The sequence below is a fragment of the Larkinella humicola genome (genome assembly GCF_008727875.1).
Taxonomy (GTDB): Bacteria; Bacteroidota; Bacteroidia; order Cytophagales; family Spirosomataceae; genus Larkinella; species Larkinella humicola.
The window spans coordinates 1378266-1396407 of the sequence record NZ_VTWS01000001.1; the positions used below are offsets into that span (position 1 = coordinate 1378266).

General features: G+C 51.4%; 15 protein-coding genes. 6 read left to right on the top strand and 9 right to left on the bottom strand.

Annotated features, from left to right (window positions below):
- Nucleotides 1-14: 14 nt before the first annotated feature.
- Nucleotides 15-1385: a tyrosine-type recombinase/integrase gene (locus F0P93_RS05985; RefSeq protein ID WP_150875423.1), complete on the bottom strand. Its 1371-nt coding sequence runs from the start codon at nt 1383-1385 to the stop codon at nt 15-17.
- Nucleotides 1386-1688: 303 nt separating this feature from the next.
- On the opposite strand from F0P93_RS05985, the gene F0P93_RS05990 reads away from it, so the two are divergent.
- Nucleotides 1689-2927, top strand: coding sequence for an ABC transporter permease (locus tag F0P93_RS05990; RefSeq protein WP_150875425.1), 1239 nt, complete (start codon nt 1689-1691; stop codon nt 2925-2927).
- Between the two features lie 93 nt (nt 2928-3020).
- Here the strand turns inward: F0P93_RS05990 and F0P93_RS05995 are convergent, their stop codons facing one another.
- The 5 genes from F0P93_RS05995 to F0P93_RS06015 form a co-directional block, all read right to left on the bottom strand.
- A complete protein-coding gene (locus F0P93_RS05995; RefSeq protein WP_150875427.1) occupies nt 3021-6521 on the bottom strand; it encodes a CotH kinase family protein in 3501 nt (1166 codons plus the stop codon).
- Nucleotides 6522-7177: 656 nt separating this feature from the next.
- Nucleotides 7178-8179: a toast rack family protein gene (locus tag F0P93_RS06000; RefSeq protein WP_150875429.1), complete on the bottom strand. Its 1002-nt coding sequence runs from the start codon at nt 8177-8179 to the stop codon at nt 7178-7180.
- Between the two features lie 6 nt (nt 8180-8185).
- Nucleotides 8186-8701 (bottom strand): PspC domain-containing protein, encoded by a 516-nt coding sequence (locus F0P93_RS06005; RefSeq protein ID WP_138990691.1) that lies wholly within the window; start codon nt 8699-8701, stop codon nt 8186-8188.
- Nucleotides 8702-8845: 144 nt separating this feature from the next.
- Entirely contained in the window at nt 8846-9472 is a 627-nt protein-coding gene (locus F0P93_RS06010; RefSeq protein WP_150875431.1) for a beta/alpha barrel domain-containing protein, read from the bottom strand.
- Between the two features lie 144 nt (nt 9473-9616).
- Nucleotides 9617-10276: an endonuclease III domain-containing protein gene (locus F0P93_RS06015; RefSeq protein ID WP_150875433.1), complete on the bottom strand. Its 660-nt coding sequence runs from the start codon at nt 10274-10276 to the stop codon at nt 9617-9619.
- Between the two features lie 130 nt (nt 10277-10406).
- Between F0P93_RS06015 and F0P93_RS06020 the strand changes: the two genes are divergently transcribed.
- From F0P93_RS06020 to F0P93_RS06040, 5 genes are all read left to right on the top strand, one after another.
- Nucleotides 10407-10736 (top strand): DMT family protein, encoded by a 330-nt coding sequence (locus F0P93_RS06020; RefSeq protein ID WP_150875435.1) that lies wholly within the window; start codon nt 10407-10409, stop codon nt 10734-10736.
- A gap of 83 nt (nt 10737-10819) precedes the next feature.
- Nucleotides 10820-11656, top strand: a complete 837-nt coding sequence (locus tag F0P93_RS06025; protein ID WP_150875437.1) for a TIM barrel protein — start codon at nt 10820-10822, stop codon at nt 11654-11656.
- A gap of 576 nt (nt 11657-12232) precedes the next feature.
- Complete coding sequence (locus tag F0P93_RS06030; protein WP_191908738.1) at nt 12233-12610, top strand: hypothetical protein; 378 nt, start codon at nt 12233-12235, stop codon at nt 12608-12610.
- A gap of 49 nt (nt 12611-12659) precedes the next feature.
- Entirely contained in the window at nt 12660-13166 is a 507-nt protein-coding gene (locus F0P93_RS06035; protein ID WP_150875441.1) for a hypothetical protein, read from the top strand.
- Between the two features lie 165 nt (nt 13167-13331).
- Nucleotides 13332-14042 (top strand): hypothetical protein, encoded by a 711-nt coding sequence (locus F0P93_RS06040; RefSeq protein ID WP_150875443.1) that lies wholly within the window; start codon nt 13332-13334, stop codon nt 14040-14042.
- A gap of 59 nt (nt 14043-14101) precedes the next feature.
- Here F0P93_RS06040 and F0P93_RS06045 read toward each other — a convergent pair whose 3' ends face one another.
- From F0P93_RS06045 to F0P93_RS06055, 3 genes are all read right to left on the bottom strand, one after another.
- Nucleotides 14102-16513, bottom strand: coding sequence for a M43 family zinc metalloprotease (locus tag F0P93_RS06045; RefSeq protein WP_150875445.1), 2412 nt, complete (start codon nt 16511-16513; stop codon nt 14102-14104).
- A gap of 69 nt (nt 16514-16582) precedes the next feature.
- Nucleotides 16583-17089, bottom strand: a complete 507-nt coding sequence (locus F0P93_RS06050) for a hypothetical protein (protein WP_150875446.1) — start codon at nt 17087-17089, stop codon at nt 16583-16585.
- Between the two features lie 8 nt (nt 17090-17097).
- Nucleotides 17098-17967, bottom strand: a complete 870-nt coding sequence (locus tag F0P93_RS06055) for a DUF4843 domain-containing protein (RefSeq protein WP_225309381.1) — start codon at nt 17965-17967, stop codon at nt 17098-17100.
- Nucleotides 17968-18142: the final 175 nt, after the last annotated feature.

An 18142-nucleotide genomic window follows, 5' to 3' on the forward strand; every position in this document is an offset into this window, starting at 1 on the left:
GTTCCCAAGTAACCTTACTCCACCTGTTTTACCTCCTTTACCGCATCCTCCCAGATCGACACCATCGCTTCCCCCTGAATCTCCCGGTCCACCTCGACGGCGTACCGCTGGGTAGTCAGAATGGAACTGTGACCGAACCAGTGCTGGAGGTCCAGCAAATTGATGGGTTTGCCTTCCCGCATTTTCCGCACCGCCAACACCCCGAAACTGTGCCGGGCCGTGTGCATGGTCACGTCTTCGGTAATCCCGGCCGCTTTTGTGTACGTCCGGATGGCCCGATTGAGCTGCGTACCGATGTGGCCAATGCGGTTCTTTAACGCCGACCGTACCTCTTCGGGTGCTTTCCGCAGAGCCGCCCGCGTGGGGTACCGGGCGTATTCGGCATCGTTTTTCAGATACGGCAGTACGTAATCGGTCGGGCGGGCCTGCGCTTTCCACCATACCCGAAGCAAGCTCCAGGAAACCTCCGACACCTGAAACGATACCGTCCGGCCGGTCTTGTGCATCGTGTACCGGATCCAGGTGGCCCGCCCCGTTTCGTCCGTCTCAAACCAGTTGTACCGCATCAGCAGCAGATCCGACCGGCGCATCCCCGCCAGCGTGTACGCCGTCATCCAGGCCAGCAGCCCCTGTTCGGGCTGGATCGAGACCGGTCGCCCGTAGTTGATGATCCGGGGCGCTTCCAGGTTCTTCACCCGTTCCAGCTTCCCGCCTACCAATTTGGTGCGGCCACTGCGTTCGTCCACCGTCAGGCTCTCCACTTCCATGAACGGGGACAAGGCCAGGGCTTTTTTACGGGTCATGTGCAGCAGCGCCATCGCACGGGTGAAGACGGCTTGCAGGCACAACAGGTGATCGTTGACGGTGCCCGCCTGGATCGTTTTCTTTTTGAGGTACTCCTGGTACTTCCGTACCAGATCCGATGTCAAGCGGCTGACGGGCAACTCCTCCCCCGCCCACTGCCGAAAGGTATGAATACGGCTCTGGTACATCAGGACCGTGCTGATAGCCAGCTCATCGGATGCTTTCAACTGCCGGATCACCTCGTCCGCCAGTTTAAAAAACTGATCACTCTGCGGTTTGCGGAACCGGTCGACGGCCTGCTTGGGCGTAAGTCCGGGAGAATCCACCCGCCACGCTTCGAACTGGGCTTTGACCCGGTTCAGCTCCGTTTCGATTTTGCTGTTGAGCACGGCGGATTCGGGATGGCTTTTGCGCACCCACGCCCCGTAGGTTTTTTTCTCGTTCCAGTGCTTGCGGAGCAGGGCCAGGGTGGTCATGATCCGGCCCGGTAGCTGCCCTTTCTGGTGAATCCGGATCATGATCCGGTGCAGCCCGTCTTTGTAGGGATCGTCGGTCAATTCGACGTTAAAATGGGTGTTCATACAGGGTTTGTTGCTGGAAAACAAGTTACAGAATTACTGTAACAATACTGTAATAATTTCCCCGCCCGATGGCCTTTTTGGGGCTTGTATGGCCTATTATTGGCTTGTTTCATGTACTTTTATTGCGGTTACAGACTGTATACGGTATGATCCAAATTCCACACCCGGTGAATTAGGTTGTCCCGCCGGTATCTGTTACATTTATGTGGTATTTTATAGAAAACCGTCTCCAGGTTCGCCGTTTTTCGGTTAATAGATGAGTCCATTTGCCGAAACGGGTCCTGATCCTTAAAATCTTTTCGCTTGAACGTTCCGTTTTTTATTGCCCGGCGCATTCGCCATACGCCCACAACGAGTTTTTCAGCGACCGTTACCAAAGTTGGTATTGCCAGCATTGCCATCGGACTGGCCAGCATCATTGTGGCTTTTGCGGTTTTGTTTGGCTACAAGTACGGGATTCAGCAGAAGATTTTTGTGTTCGGTTCGCACATTACCGTCTCGAAATTTTCCCTGAACAATTCGTACGAAGAAACGCCCCTGGCACTCAAGACACCCCTCTTCCAGCAGGCAAAAACCATCGACGGCATCCGCCACATTCAGGCCGTGGCCACGAAAGCCGGCATGCTGAAAACCGCCGACGAGCTTTCGGGGGCGGTTTTGAAGGGCGTTGGCCGGGAATACGACTGGAGTTTGTTTCAAAGCTCGCTGGTGGCCGGCCGATTGCCCCGGTTTTTCAACGACAGCGCACAGTGTAATCCGAATTATTCCTGCCAGATCCTGATTAGCAAGCGGATTTCGGACCGCCTTCAACTCGGCGTCGGCAAGGATGTGATCATGTATTTTATCGGAAATACCCTGCGGCCCCGCAAGCTGCAGGTGACGGGCATTTACGACACGGGTCTGGAGGAAGGCGATAATGTGATGATCGTCGGCGACTTGCGACTGATCCAGCAACTCAACGACTGGGGAGCGGATTCGGTAGGCGGGTACGAGATTTTCGTCAACGATTTCAAACACATCGATGAGACCTACCGGCGGGTTCGCGATGCGGCTTCGCCCGACATGCGCCCGATGCGCGTAACGGATACCTACAAACCGCTGTTCGACTGGATGATGCTGCTCGATCAGAATACCAGCATTTTTCTGGTGTTGATCCTCTTCGTAGCCGGGTTCAACATGGTCGCCATTCTGCTGGTGCTGATGATGGAACGCACGCCCATGATCGGTCTGTTGAAAGCTTTCGGCAGTCAGAATTCCCTGATTCGGCGGGTCTTTTTCTACGTGGGGTTGAATATGGTCATCAAAGGTCTGGTCATTGGCAACCTGCTGGGCATCGGCATCTGCGCGCTTCAGTATTATTTCAAAGTGATTCCGCTCGACCCCAAAAACTACTACATGGACACGGTGCCGATTGCCTGGAATTTTTCGGTGATCGCTCTGGTAAACCTGGCCACCATCACCCTCATTGCGCTCGTGATGTGGCTTCCCACGCTGGTGGCCACGCGAATCCAACCGATCAAGGCGTTGGTGTTCAAAAAGTAAGTTATCGCTTTTGCCCCGTTCCCCTGAAGGAGACTTGGACTCGGAATCCTCCGGATGCTAAAAGTCCCGTTTAGAGGAACGGGGCAAAAGCGACTATTTCCCAATGACCATCTTTTTGGTTTGCAGCGTCGTCCCCTGGCGCAACTGAACAAAGAAAACACCCTGTGCACCGGTCAGTGAGACCTTTTGCCGCTGGGGACCAACCCCTTCGACGGACTTGCGGTACCAGCCCCGGCCAGCGGCATCGACCACCGACAGTTCACCCGGTTTTCCGGCTTCCAGGGTATAGCGAATCTCAAAGTGACCGTCCGACGGATTCGGCCAGACCGTTAGCAAATTACCCGATTCAGCTCCCGAATCCTCCACCACACTCAGGCGGCTTCCCACCGGACAATTCAGGGATTTCGGCGACCATTTCAACACAAAACTGCTGTTCTGCACCTTGGCACTAATCTGGAAGGAAGCTCCCGTTTTGACGCTGGTAGGTGTAGGGAAGCTGTAAGCATGGGCCCCGTTCCCTTTGCCGGAGTCTTTCAGATCCTGCCGGAAAATATCGGCTTTGGCCGTACCGATCGGGTTGTCATTGGCAAAAAACTCCACCATCAGAGCCGTGTTGGGCTTGTTGCGATCCCAAACCCACCCCCGTATGCTGCCACACTCTACCTTGTCAAGATAGCCTTCAAAATTTCCGGTCACCGTCGTCGATGGGGGTACGGAAACCGCCGGACTAACCGTCAGCAAAATAAGCAGAGAAGCACTGGCCGACTGGTTATCCGTCGCGGTATAAGTCAGACTGAACGGGCCACTTACCGTTGGCGTTCCCGTAATAACCCGGGTTCCGGGCGTGAATCCCAACCCGTTGGGCAAGCCGTTCAGCGCGTACGTCAGCGGGTCGGTGTCCGTAAAGGGCGCCAAGGTGATCGTATAAGCCGCATTGACCGTGGCCGACAGGGGTGATATCGTCGGGGGCTGCGGTTGCTGGTTAACAGGATCCGGCACACTACCGGTCGTACTGACCACGAGTGAAATCAAAACCGGCGTTGTGGCAATGCCATCCGAAGCCGAATAGGTCAGGTTGAACGTTCCGGATGCTGTGGGCATTCCGGTAATATCCCGTGAAATCGGATCGAACGACAAGCCCCCGGGCAAACCGCTCAGGCTGTAGTAGACCGCACCATAGTCGGCATCGAAGAACATGGGCAACGTCCACGCGAAACCCGTATTGATCGTGGCCGACAAGGGGGCGATGGTGGGCGCGAGCGGAGCATAGTTGGTCAGCGGACAGGTGACGGTTTTGGGGCCCTGCTTGAGTGCGAACGTGCTGCCCTGTATCCGGGCCGACAGAACATGCGGTTTGTTATCGTACAGGATTTTAGGCGGTTCAAACGCATAGGCGTGTAATCCGTTTCCTTTCCCGGCGGTTTTCAGTTCTGACCGGTAAATATCGGCCACCGTAAAGGCAATCACAGTCTGCCCTTCCAGAATTTCCACCACCATCGGCGCATTGGGCTTTTTGCCATCCCAGGCCCAGCCCGAAATGACCGTGCAACTGGCCGTGCTCAGATACCCATCGTAGGCTGTCACGGGGTTGACCTTGACGGTTAAAGCGTTGGAAAAGGCACTCTCACACCCTGCGCTTTGCCGACACCGGGCCTGGTAGGCGGTGGTGGTGGCCGGGCTTACCGTCACCTGATTCCCGCTTTGCCCGGTGTTCCACAACACCGTATGGGCGCACCCGGCGGCTGTCAACACCGTGCTCTGTCCGGCATTGATCGCTGTTGCGCTGGCGCTCAGCGTCGGCACGGCAGGCGGACTGGGGCAGGCGCCGATCAGCAGCGGGTCACTGTATTTAAAAAGTCCGTACGTATTAAAAATTTTCAGGCGGTAATACGCCACGGCGGACGCATCCGGGTGAATAAACGAATAGGCTTTTTCAAGGGCACTAGTACCCGATGCCGCCACCTCCCCCACCTTGCCAAACGTCAGCCCATCGGCACTGAATTCGACTTCAAAGCGGCTGGCGTCTTTTTCGGAACTGGTCGTCCATTGCAGCGCTTTTTCTCCTCCGGAAACCTGTCCCGTAAAATTGAGCAGGGTAACGTCCACGGCGGAAGGATCCTGATCCGGAAACTCGGCAAAATACTGGTCCAAAACCGTCAGCCGTTTGTCAATCCAGTTCAGAATGGCCGTTTGTTCCGACAGGCGCAACGAAGCGGGCCAGCGTAATTCTTCGCGTTTGTAGGCTCCTTCATGGGTTAGCAGCGTGGTATTGTCGGTCAGGTATTTTTTGTAATTGGCATTGGTCAGGTCTCCCTGCCGCAAGGCCAGCCATCGCTTCTTCATACGGCTTTTAAACCCGTTTGGATTCAGCGTTAACAGACGGTAATAAAAGCCATTGAACCGCACGTTTTCGCCAACCGGATCCACCGAACCGTAATAGTTTCCCAGGGTTATATCGAAATCCCAGGGCAAAAAGATGTAGGACTCGTTTTCTTTGTAGCGGGCAATGAACTGGTTATTGCCAAAATTATCGTCCGACGCCCCCACCGCATTTAAAAACAGGAAATTGTCGATCAGATTGTCAAGTTTAAATTTCCCGGCTACCTGGCTTTTAAAGTCCGCATCGGTCGATTTGTTAATAAACGTTGCAATGCCAAACAAACTATTCCAAAAGGGGGTCTTGGGGTAATCCATCTCGTAGCCTGACCAGGTGGCGGAATGGTTATCGAAAGGTGATAAGTTGTTTTTATTGAAGACGCTTGTAAACCAGGTTGCATCGGTTTTAGCCCCGGATTTATAAAGTTCTCCCCGAATTTCACCCGTGTCTCTTGTCTTTTTCAGTTTGAGTTGTTTGCGGTCGAGATCTTCCGTAATGACGTAAACGCCGTTGTAAGAATGGTTGATAAATACATCGCAGTACCGCGTTCTGATGCCAGGAAGCGCACCGGCCTCCTGAGCGGCATAATAAAGTTGATGCATTTTCAGCCAAATCGCCCACGAGGCCACATTGTTGACGCGCAGGGGCTCGTTGTACATGGCCAGAAAAAGCCATTTGCTGTCTTCCCGCATGCCAAACAGCGACGTCTCGAGTTCTTCGTTTCCAGCGGGATCCTTCCACAGTTCCATGTTGTAGGACTTTTTGGGATTTAGCCGCGATGTGTTGCCTCTGACCCGAACGCCCATGCTGGACGAAAAGGGCAATCCACCCGGATTGGCAATCGAAACCGTGCCTTTGGTGCGGTTATCATCTTCACTGATGGCCACCCCGTTGGTGTTGAATGCAATGATGGGGAAGTTTGTAAAAAAGAGTTTATAGTTCCCGGCACTGCTGCCGAGGGTGTATTCTTTCCCAACCTGAAAGGCTTCTCCCGTTGCGGAATAGGTATAATTTTTGTCGAAAACCAGCGTCAGGGTCTGCGGAGAAGCGGGAATAACCGGGATGCGGTTACAGACAATTAATTTCAGACCAGCGTCAACCTTGTAATCTTCTGATGCAATTGTGATGGGCTGTGCATGTCCGTTTAAAATGCACAACAAAAACAGGCAAATCAAATAACCAGGCAACAGCCTTCGAAGCGTAAATGTGGGTTTCATGAAACAATAGTTTGGAAATTTATTCTATAAAATCCATTACATCTCATTTTCTTCAAGCATAATTTGCTTGCACACCCATTCAATCCAGGAAAACCGGTAGTCCTTTTACCGCTTCCCTGATCCTACTTAATGATACTCAATGCCTATACAAGTACGCACGCGCTGGCTACAGCCTTTACAAACATAGAATATTATAAGTATTTATTTGTATATACACATTGTTTTTTTATCCATAATCATTTAAAAAAGTAATTATTTAACGATTTTATACTATTATTTTAATAGATACAAGGAATTAAAAATACTATTTATCAAACGGCTGCATAAATATTTTACACATTCAACGATTAGTATATACGTAAATGTGATAGTACAATTTAACTAGGTCAATTATCAGACATTAATTAGCCTTAAACCCTTTATTTCATCGTCAGTAAAAAGTTTTCATGGCAATTATCCGTTACAGGTTTTAAATCCGGCATTACTTTAATACTAGTTATAACTACTCACTGAAGACTCGTATTAAAATCACCTCTCACCACCAATCCAAATGTAAGGTTTGGACAATAGAAAAGGTCGTTGGGTAAAAGTGATGACTTTTACCCAACGACCCAATGAATTGCGGGATGATAACGAGTTAACTCGTGCTTCCCGTATTAATACCGTTCGACTTCGAAGCGCGATACGCCACCTTCGTAGTGAATGTTTATCTTTTTCGCCGTTCCGGCATAACCCGGCGTCTGGTAGACTCCCCCACCGATTTCGACAAACCCGTCGAGCTTTTTAACGGTCAAAGCCCCTTGTGTTTCGACCTGACAACCGGCGGTTTTCGGGATCTTCAGGGTCACCGACGTAACGCCTGACTCGATCCGTACGTCAGATTGGGGAGCGCGATCCCCCAGTTTTATTTCAATGTCGGCGGCACCGGCTCCCAGTTTAACCGACCGCACGGCGTAGGCACTCAGGTCAAAGTCGGCCTGTCCGGCGCCAATCCCAAAGTCGAACGTCCAGGTGGGTTTCGGATTCAGTCGCAAATCCACCAGATTGACCAGTTCGCCGGATTTCAGCTTGATTTCATCGTCGTCCAGTTTCAGTTCGATTTCTGCCGAGCGCGATTCGTCGCTGCGGTTGACCGACATGCTGTATTTGCTGACGCTCATTTTGGTGTCAGCCTCGACCAGGCTGTCGGATGGTGCGCCGATGTAAAACCGCCCCGCTCCGCTTTCAAATTTCAGCGAAGCCTGCTGAATAAGGGAATCCATCGGTTCGGCAATGTGGCTGGTTTGCACCTTGGGCCGGCCATCAGTGCGATCACCGTCGTCGTTGTCGTCATCATCAGTGCGATTGTGATCGGAATCATCATCGTCATCATCGTTGTTGTACCGGTATTCGTAGTGGTCGTTACCGTCCCAGCGGTTTCCGTGAAACATGCCCACGATGGCCAGCGGGACCGAAACCGCCAGCAGAACGGTGGTTACCAGCGCAGCTGCCGAGTTCGACTTCGCAAAGATCAGATTCAACCCGGCCAGAATAATCAGCACCGGCCAGAACCGCGAGAAGAAACTCCAGTCAATGTAGAACCAGCCGTAATTATGAGCCAGAAACACCACGCCGAGCGTGATCAGGGCGATGCCCCAGAATAATCCTGTTCGCTTCATGTTGGATCAGAGCGGTTGTTGTGGCGGGTTGTTGGAAGCATACGGATCGGCGTACGGATCTGAGCCGCTGGTGTAGCGGTCGCTGGACGGCGGGCCGTCGTTGTGCGAGCCGTTATTTTTGTTCCGATCCTTGACAATCAGCCAGGCACCGATTCCGATCAGGATCAACGGCCACATATCGCCGAAGTTGATATCGAACCAGCGATCGAGCAGAAACAGAAAGCCGATTCCGACCAGAATTGACCCTCCTACGAGGTTGCCATTGCGTTCATTCGTATTCATAGTGGTGTACTGATTAGTTAAAGGTTCTGTTTTAAACGACGCGTAATAGCCGGAAACCCGTTCCGGTAATACAATCCACAAGATAACATAAATTATCAGGGACGGGACGTGGGGCAGGAAAAAGCCAGCCACGAAGAGAACCCGGATCAAGGTCCGGTCGATGTTGAAATACTGGGCCAGTCCGGCGGCTACCCCGCCTAACATAGCTTCGTCGCGAAGACGTTCTAAGCGTTTAGTCATGAGCGTATTAGTTAAAATACGCTGTAAACGTATCGCGGTTTTCAGTAGCTTAAAAGGAAGAAAGGAAGAATGGACGCCGATTGGGATGAAAGTACGCCAGGACTGATAATAGGTAATACATACTACCGGGTTTAACCTAATAATTCAGTCGTCGGTCTCCAGAGCCTCCAGAATATCCATCAGTTCACCAAATTCGCGCGAACCGGGGCGGTCTTCGTCGCCCCCCGTGAGCGCAATGCCCTGAATTGGCAGGTCGGTCAGCACGTTTTCGATGGAGTCCGGCGCAAATCCGATGCCGAGCAAAACCGGGTACCGGGCCGCCAGCGGTTTGAGCGTTGCTTTCAACTCCTCATCCAGGTTTACGGCGCCTTTGCTTTCGAGGAGAAAGTAATCCACCTGATCGGATTGAACGGATAAAAAGAAGGCTTCCAGTTGATCGAGCGTCAGCAGTGACAGGTCGGCTTTCAGGATGATCCGGCAATCGAAGGTCGACAGATACGGCAACAGGGCCGCTTCTTCAATCTGGAGGACGTCAGGCTGGTAGACTTCCAGCAACCGTTCAATTTCCATGACACCGATCGAAGCCGTCTCCCCGACGATGTGTACCCCGGCCACCCACGAACGAATTTCCTTGAACGTAACCGGGGCCACGTACTGTTCCGCGTTTTCGTCCATGGAAAACCCCAGCAAATCGACACCCATACCGGCGCAGTACCGGGCATCACTCAAATTGGTTACATTACTGATCTTAACAACTGTTTTTAAAGCCATACGCGGGGATACGGTTTACGGTTTATCGTTTACGATTCATGTAACCCAAACAGGGAACGTGTAAACGACGGAAGCCGAAAACCGGTTTTGGTTGAAGCTGCAAAGGTAAATCCGGTTTCGGCATTGCCCACCCGGTAGCGGTAATTATTGTTTCCGAACCCCCACCTGCTCACACCATTCCAGCACCGGGCACGTTGGGCAATGCGGCAGTGGGCCGGTGCAGATGTGCTTGCCAAACGGCATCAGCAGCCGGTTGATGTCGATCCACTGGTCAACGGGCACTTTTTCCTCCAGAGCTTTCAAAGTCTCCTCTGGCTGCCGGGTTCGGACCAAACCCCAGCGGTTGGTGACCCGGTGAACGTGGATATCGACGCTGATGGCGGCCTGTCCGGTGGCGACGCCCAGCGTCAGATTGGCGCATTTCGGCCCAACGCCTTTGAGTGAAATCAGGGTTTCAAAATCGGCGGGAATCTGGCCGTTAAACTCATCCAGTGCCCGCCGGGCAATGCCCAACATGGTGTACGCTTTCTGTTCGGGGTACTGCGTCCCGTTCAGGAGTGTGGCGAGTTCAGCCGGGTTGAGTTTCAGGAGTTGGTCGGGCGTTCGGGCGACGGCAAACAGCCGCAGGGAAACCGAAATGGTGGTTTCGTCCAGCGTGCGGATGGAGATGATACACGCGATCAGTTGTTCAAACACCGAGTTATACCCCCGCTCGAACAGATCGAACATAGCGGCTTTCGGATACGGCCGGATGGCGTCCTCAATGCGGCTGAGAACCAGTGATAAATCAAAGTTGGGCTTCACGCTCTCTTTAACTCAAAAAAAGCCGGGTGGTTTATGGTTTCCACCGAGAGTTCCCGGAGATTTGCAGCGGTTTTGCGGATAAACGATCCTGAACGTTCAAAATCGCCTTCAACGCTCTAGAAATACAATCATGCGTACTGTAGTTTTATTGGTTGTTTCCAACCTGTTCATGACCACCGCCTGGTACTGGCACCTCCGTTACAAAGGCGAGGCTTTGTGGAAAGTGATTCTCATTAGCTGGCTGATTGCGCTGGTGGAGTACTGTTTTGCGGTACCGGCCAACCGCATCGGCTCCTATCAATTCTCGGCCTTCGAGCTCAAAACGATTCAGGAAGTCGTCAGTTTGCTGGTGTTCGTCGCCTTTGCGGTTTTGTATCTCAAGGAAGAAATCAAGTGGAATTACATCGTCGGCTTCGCGCTGATTGTCCTGGCAGTCTTTTTTGTGTTTAAGAAGTGGTAGGTTACAGGAGAATGGGGCACAGCTAGTAGACTTTACGGCTCCGCTCCTTTGTCCAGTTGATCAAGCTGTATTCTATAAAACCGATGACAACACGACGCGATTTTCTAAAAACAACCGGTAGCCTGGCCGCTGGGGCCTTGCTGTATTCCCCTTTTGCGGAAGCCGCCAAAGTCAAAAATGTGGGTATTCAATTGTATACTGTCCGGAAGGAAATGCTGGCCGACGCCGTAGGCACGCTGAAGCAACTGGCAAAAATTGGCTACAAAGAACTGGAATCGGCCCGCAGCGACAAAGGGAATTACTACGGGTTGAAGCCAAAGGAAATCAAAAAAATGGCCCACGACCTCGGCATGAACGTCCGCAGCGGTCACGTCCACATTGACAAGGACTGGAAAAAGTCGGTCGACATGGCCGCCGAAGCTGGGCAAAGCTACCTGGTGTGTTCGTCGCTGCCGTCGGAGGGGCAAACCGTTGCCAATTACCAGCGTTGTGCCGACACGTTTTCCAAGTCCGCCGAGGATTGCCAGAAAGCCGGTCTGGTGTTCGCCTACCACAACCACGATTACGAATTTGAAAAGAAAGGCGGCAAACCGCTGTACGATATACTGGTCGAGAAAAGCGACCCCAATCTGGTCAAACTGGAAATGGACCTGGGCTGGGCCATCCTGACCGGCAACGACCCCTTGAAATATTTTGCCAAGTATCCGGGTCGTTTTCCGCTCTGGCACCTCAAAGACATGGACAAGGTAAAAAAGGAAAGCACCGAATTTGGCAAAGGGCAGATCGATATTGTGAAGATGTTGAAAAACAGCGACAAATCCGGGATGAAATATTTCTTTGTCGAGCAGGAAGAATACCCCAAAACCGCCATGGAAAGCGCCAAATATGACTTTGATTACCTGGCGAAGCTGACGTATTGAGTTGGTTGGCGGGGGAATAGAGCGTTCAGAAAAAGTACATCATATATTTTTCTTTTGCACTTTCCGCCCCTAAATCCCCTAAAGGGGACTTGGACGCGAACCCTCCGGATGCAAAAGTCCCCTTTAGGGGATTAGGGGCGGAAAGCGTTTTACAAACTTTTTTTTATTTGAAAAGAGGCTGACCGGCTATTCAGAGATAGTCGATCAGCCTTTTTTCGATTTTAAACCAGAACCCGCTTTCAGTACACCTTAAGTGCCCTCTTTCACTTCGAATGAAAACCTGTTGTTCCCAAAGCTATTTTCTCGTAAACAAATTATAATGTTACCAATATTTTATATAACAAAACATAAAAATATTTCTTGGTAAATGCTTGGATGGATGTGGTTTGTTGTCTAATAATTGCTTGCACATACCACAAAATATCTACGATGATCCACTTTTACGAAGCAAGATGCTGCTCCGATTCGCGGTTTTTACCGTCGCCTGAATTGAATGTTGGTTTTTTTAAGAATTTTTTACTGATTTGCTTCGCCTTTTCCTGGTATTCTTGCCAGGAAAAGGAGCGCACTAAAGAGATGAATCTTTCTCAAAAAGACACTATTGCAATTATCGAAACAACATTGGCAGACAGTATCCTAAATGCAATCTTTCTTGAATCGTTTCCGGGAAAGAATCTGAAAATAATTAGTAACGAGTTTGTATTGCCTAATTATAAGATTGCTTTTAAAGATAAGCAGGTCCCAATCGTCAGCTATGATTCAACCCTCCACAATCCAACTTTTTACCCTATTCCAGCTCGCTTTTGCGGAGAAGCCTTTCAATTTAAAGTACTTCCAGATCAACAAGTTGCTATTTGTTTGTTATTTCGCGGCACCGGCCAAACCGCTGATTATACTGTACGAAAATCGGATGGTAAATGGCAGATAACCAAACGGTTTTTTGGGAAATTTTAACGGTAGTTCAGGTACTTGATCAACCACTGTGCAATGCTTCTTTTTTACCTTGCTGATTTTATTCGGCATCAGTCTCGGCACCAAAGCCCAATCAACACTTCAAGGGCTGAGAAAGTATGCGGACTTCAAACCAATCCTACAAAGTCATTTGAAGGAGATGAAAAAGCTCAAAAATGGCGGTTGGACTCCGGTTTCAGCTTTGATTATCCGATCTGATACTTCTGGAGTGGTCATTTATTTAACATCAATAGCCCTATTGAGTGAGTTAGAAAAACAGTTGCCTGCCAGCTATGAATTCGTTGAAGGCCACCCTTTTATCATTTATGATGGTTCCGAGAAATTGATTTCTGATACATTGAGCTGGTTCGGCGAATTGAAAAGTAAGATTGGCTACCGGCTCTGTGATAATGTAACGTATCTGGAAGAATATAAAAAGCCTGGTCCGAAGGAAGTCAAAATACCTTGTTCCTTTATTTACGAACCACCTATTGAAAGGTTTACCTTCAGAAAAGGCAAATTGGTTGAGAAAAAGGTAGTAGCAACGATGCCGTTTTAGAATAACAAAAACCGACTAAATGCAGTGCTTTATTTGATGGAAAATAACAGTTCAAATGCCGGATGGAATGGTCTACTACCCACTTTACTGATCGGTATCGGAAGAAATAAACACGATCCATCACCTCTTATGAATATACAAATACCTTTTTATAAAATTGTTTTTGTGCTACTGTTAGCAAGTTGTAGAACTGATGAAAAGCAGAATTCCACTCAACCACCCCTGCGGGATTCCACGACGGTCAAAGAAGAAATCGCCGTGATCAACCAGAGTCTGCGCTATCTGAACCCCGACGAACCTAAACCCACTTGGGACTCTCCTTACCGGGGAGTCATGAGTCAGGGCCTGGAAGGAGAACCGGTTTGGGTGGGTTTTATGTCGGGGATTTTCATGCCGCCACCCGCTCATTTTAATGAACGGGTGGCGCGAATGGAAGCGGACTGGGACAATCGGTTCAACGGGGTTGATACGGCCTATCGGGCGGTTTTACGCAACTTGCTGGATTTCTGGAATCCTGACTTCCCACCCCATCTGGATTCCATACCCGTCGATCAATTACCGCAAGGGGGACCTGATGATGTCGTGTGGCGGAATTGGCAAGGCTTCCCGGCGTCTGACACTTACAGTATCTATGCCTTTGCAACCCCTTCCTGGCTGGAGTTACATGCGCTATCAGATGAAAAAATCCTTGGTTTCCCCTACCGGAAGTTAGGCACACTAAGCGTCTCTCATGTAGCTTTTTCACAGGATAAACAATTGGCCTGCTTCCTCTACGACATGTGGGGGTATTCCGTGCATCGCTACGGCGTTGTGTTTGCCCGGAAAGTCAACGGGAAGTGGAAAGCCGATGGCGATTATTACCTATCGATCAGCTAATGTAATTTCGATCAACTACCCTGTCAGGGTCTTCGACCGCTGACAGGGTGCATTTACTTCTAATACTTCACTACCTTCTTCCGCACCACCTGCTCCCCAACCCTGATTTCAATGTTGTACAAACCGCTTGGCATCGTTCGAAGGTCGAGCGTCTTTTCAAAACCGTCGTCGGTTTTCTGGTACTGCTGCTTCAGCACCTCCACCCCGGCCACATTCCGGACCGACAGCGTCAGGATGCCCCGGGACGTGTTCCGGAAGGAAACCGCCGTTAAACCGTCGCTGGGGTTGGGAGAAACCGTCAAGGCCTCATCCGGCAGCGCAGTTGGTACGCCGGTGATCGTGCCGGGCTGAACGTAAATCCGGGCCGTCGCCGTCGCATTGCACAGATCCAGACCGGAGCCCGTCACGGTATACGAGGTCGTCTGTGTGGGCCGGGCAATGACCTGTCCACCCAGCGTACTGCTCAGATTCTGACCCGCCCAACTGAAAATACTGGCTCCGCGGGCGTTGAGCGTCACCGGCTCGCCCGGTAGAACAAACTGTTTGGAGGCCGTCAACTGAACGGACGGTTTCATGCCGACCCGGGCCGTGATTTCGTGGGCGACGTTGAGCCCCTGACGGACCCGGTACCGCTCCCACTCGCCGTTGGCATTCTGCTCCCAGGAAGTTCCCAACAGCGATTCGCCATCGCGGGTTGTCGTCAGCGCCACCGTATCACCGGCCACGTAGGTAAGCTCGATTCCGATGTGGAACGGCAAACCGCTGAGCGGAACGTTCCGGTCGAAGACTATGCTGGTGGCGCGGTTGTTGGCCACATCCTCCAGGATAGTTCGGAGTGGTACTTCCTTCGTTTCCAGTACCGCACCGGGTCCGTTCTGGAAGCCCCGGGCATTCCAGACGGTTACGGTTACGATGGATTCCGTCTCAGCACCTTTGGCGGCTTTCGCAACCCCAAACCGGAGTGAGGCACCGTGCATGTTATTGTAACTCAGTGAATTATCAAAAAACTCGGAAACCGCTTTTGTTTTACGACTGTTTTGGCCGGCGACATACCCGGTTCCGCCCGGCTGACGCAACACGGTTCGGGTACCGCTGAAGTTCGTCTGATCGGCACACAGGCCGACGTTCAAGACTTCAATGTATTGCTCTCTGACAAACGGAGCCGACGACCCAGCGGCATTGGAAGCCACCAGAGTCACGCGGAATTTACCCGGCTGGTTATAGGTCACCACCGGATTTTGCTCCGTCGAACTCGAAGGAGTTCCGCCTTCGAACGTCCACGTCCAGCTCGTGGGGAAGTTGGTCGACAGATCGGTGAAACGCACCTGACCACCCAACAGAACCCGGAGGTTTTCGGCCCGGAAATTAGCCGTCGGACGCGCCACGACGGATGTACCGCAGACGTTGGCATTCACGAGGTTGGCCCGACGAAGGGCCACTTCCATCACCGCCCGCATGCGGGTTTTCTGGCCGCGCGTGAAGATGTTGAAACAGGCGTCGTCGGAATAATCCATGTAATTTTCGACCATGTTGGTGCCTCCGCAACTCACGCGCCCTTTCTGACAGCCCCGGCTTTCGGATGCCTGTGTCGGCGTGTCGTCCACAAAGTCATTCCCGCAGTTGGCATCTCCCCAGATGTGAATCAAGCCCAGCCAGTGGCCCACTTCGTGGGTCAGCGTCCGACCCAGGTTGTACGGAGCCTGCATCACCGGAAAGTTTCCTTTCTCGGCATTGCCAAACGACTGATACCGGATTACTACGCCATCGGTGCTGCCTGCCCCCGAATTGGGCGACAAACCCGGCAGGGTCGACTGGCTCGGAAACTGCGCGTATCCCAGCAGACGGTCGTCGGAGGCCGCAAAATCAACGACCCAGATGTTGAAGTATTTTTCGGGATCCCAGAATGTATTCGGTTTCAGAACGCCGTCGATGTCGGCTTTGCTCCAGGTCGATTTACCAAAATTGGACGCCCCGTTTATCCGGTCGATCCCCCGTTCTGTAATGGTTCCTCCAGTGGGGTTGATGGCAGCCAGGCAAAATTCGATTTCGATGTCGGCCCCGTTGGGGTTGTCATTAAACCCCCGCGTGCCCGGTTTCCGGCGAAAGTCTTCATTGAGCGTTTCCAACTGGGCTTTTACCTGCGCTTCGCTGATGTTACGACCGGTTCCGACGGCTTCGCCCGCGTGTACGACGTGAACCACCACCGGAATAGTCAGTACCACATCGGCCAGCCGACCCGTCCGTTCCAGTTTCTTGATCTGTTCAATGCGCTCCTGGAGCGTCTTTTCAAAAGCCGCCCGGCTACCCATTTCGGGGTATTTAGCCCGTAAAGCACTGTCCATCTGCATGGTAGCACATTGCTCCCGCGCCGGTTGGCTGGCCAGTTGCTGCCAGGCCGGGATTTGCTGAGCCGATCCGGAGTAGAATCCGCAAACGAGTAGGGCACCCGAAAAAAGTATACGTTTAAGCATAAAAAGCAATCCAGTTAGGTCGGTGGTCGATCCAGCGGTTTGCGCCAAACTTCACTACCGTTATCTCCTTTATTTTGTGGTCGAGTTGAACGTAAACCGGTAGCTGGCGTCAATCGGTTCGACATAGATTTTGTCGTAATAGATCTCTACCGTCATGGATGTTTCCGTTAGATTCTTAATGGTAAACGGCAAAATGCTGCCACTGAAAACCGGAATAACAAATTCCAGGGTGGCATTGGAATTAATCATCGTCCAGCTATCTTCAAAAAGCGTATCGGCTTCCGTCGTGCTGCATTTGGTGGTGCCGTTGAGGTATTCAAGTTTGTGGGACTCGTCGGCATAGAAAACGTAGCGGTCGTCACTCCGACAGGGATCAAGCGCATTCTGAATCGGTACTACCCCCGACTTTTTGCCCTCATCGACTACTTCGAAGGACACCAGCCGCCAGATTTTCTTTTCAGTTCCGGTGAGCAACTGGCTGTAGGTTATGGGTTTCGGTTCCAGCTTTTCGGAACACCCGGCAAAAAGCCCCATCAGGCCTGCCGACAAAACCAGAAATCGGATAGCGGTTTTCATACGGTTCATTATTGTGGCGTATACGTAAGCGGGAAAGTGATCGTCCCCACCGAGTCTTTGCCGGATGGTGTCGTGAAAGTCGCTCTCCAGCGCAGGTTCAGGGAAATTTGCCGGTTTTGCGGATTCCACGAACCCGTACCCGACAACGTATCACCGCCCAGATCTGCGTTGGACTGAACGGGAATCGTTAGAGAATTATCTCCGTTATCCACAAAGGTGAAGGTGGGTTTGATGGCGTTAAATCCAAAAAAATCAGCCATTCCAATGTTCCAGTTACCAATGGTGTAGGTTTTGCAGTCCAAGCTGGAAATCGCAATGTTCGACAACGTGGCGGTGGTGGTTGGCAATTGCAGGATGTTCACATACGCGCCATTTTGCCGGACACCCGAATAGGTACCACTGAACAAGCAATCATCCTCGATGGTGAACGTAATGCTTTTCCCTAGCAGTCCTTCTTTGCCAAACCCTACCCGCAGTGACGAGGGTTGCACGTCGGTCAGGGTCAACACCACCGTCTGGGATTCCAGAATGTTGTTGGCGTTGTTGATCAGCTTCAGATTAATCGTACCAAAACTCTGTTTGGCGGGAATTGTCACCGTTCCTTTGGTGCCTTCGATGGCGTAGTCCTTGCCTTCGCGGGCAGTTCCGCTGATGACGTAATTGATTTTGATGGCCTCATCCAACTGCGGTCCTGCGTTGTGCACCTTTATACCGATGGTTTTGCTGTAACTTTCCTTGTAGGTCAGCGATGAATCGGTAAACCGCACAAAATACGGCCCTTCAAACGTGCGGTCGATATCCTGTTCCTCACAGGCCACCACCAGCCATCCCGTTGCCAGCGCAATAATGCAAGTCAATAGGTATTTATAGTGTCTCATTTTCATCAGAATTCAAACCACACCAGCAGTTCGATTAACTTTTAATATTGATAATTCTTAGGACTTTCACCTATTACCCCTAAATCCCCTAAAGGGGACTTTATGCATCCGGATTAAGCCGTGTCCAAGTCCCCTTTAGGGGATTTAGGGGCAATATGCGAAAACATATTCCTCC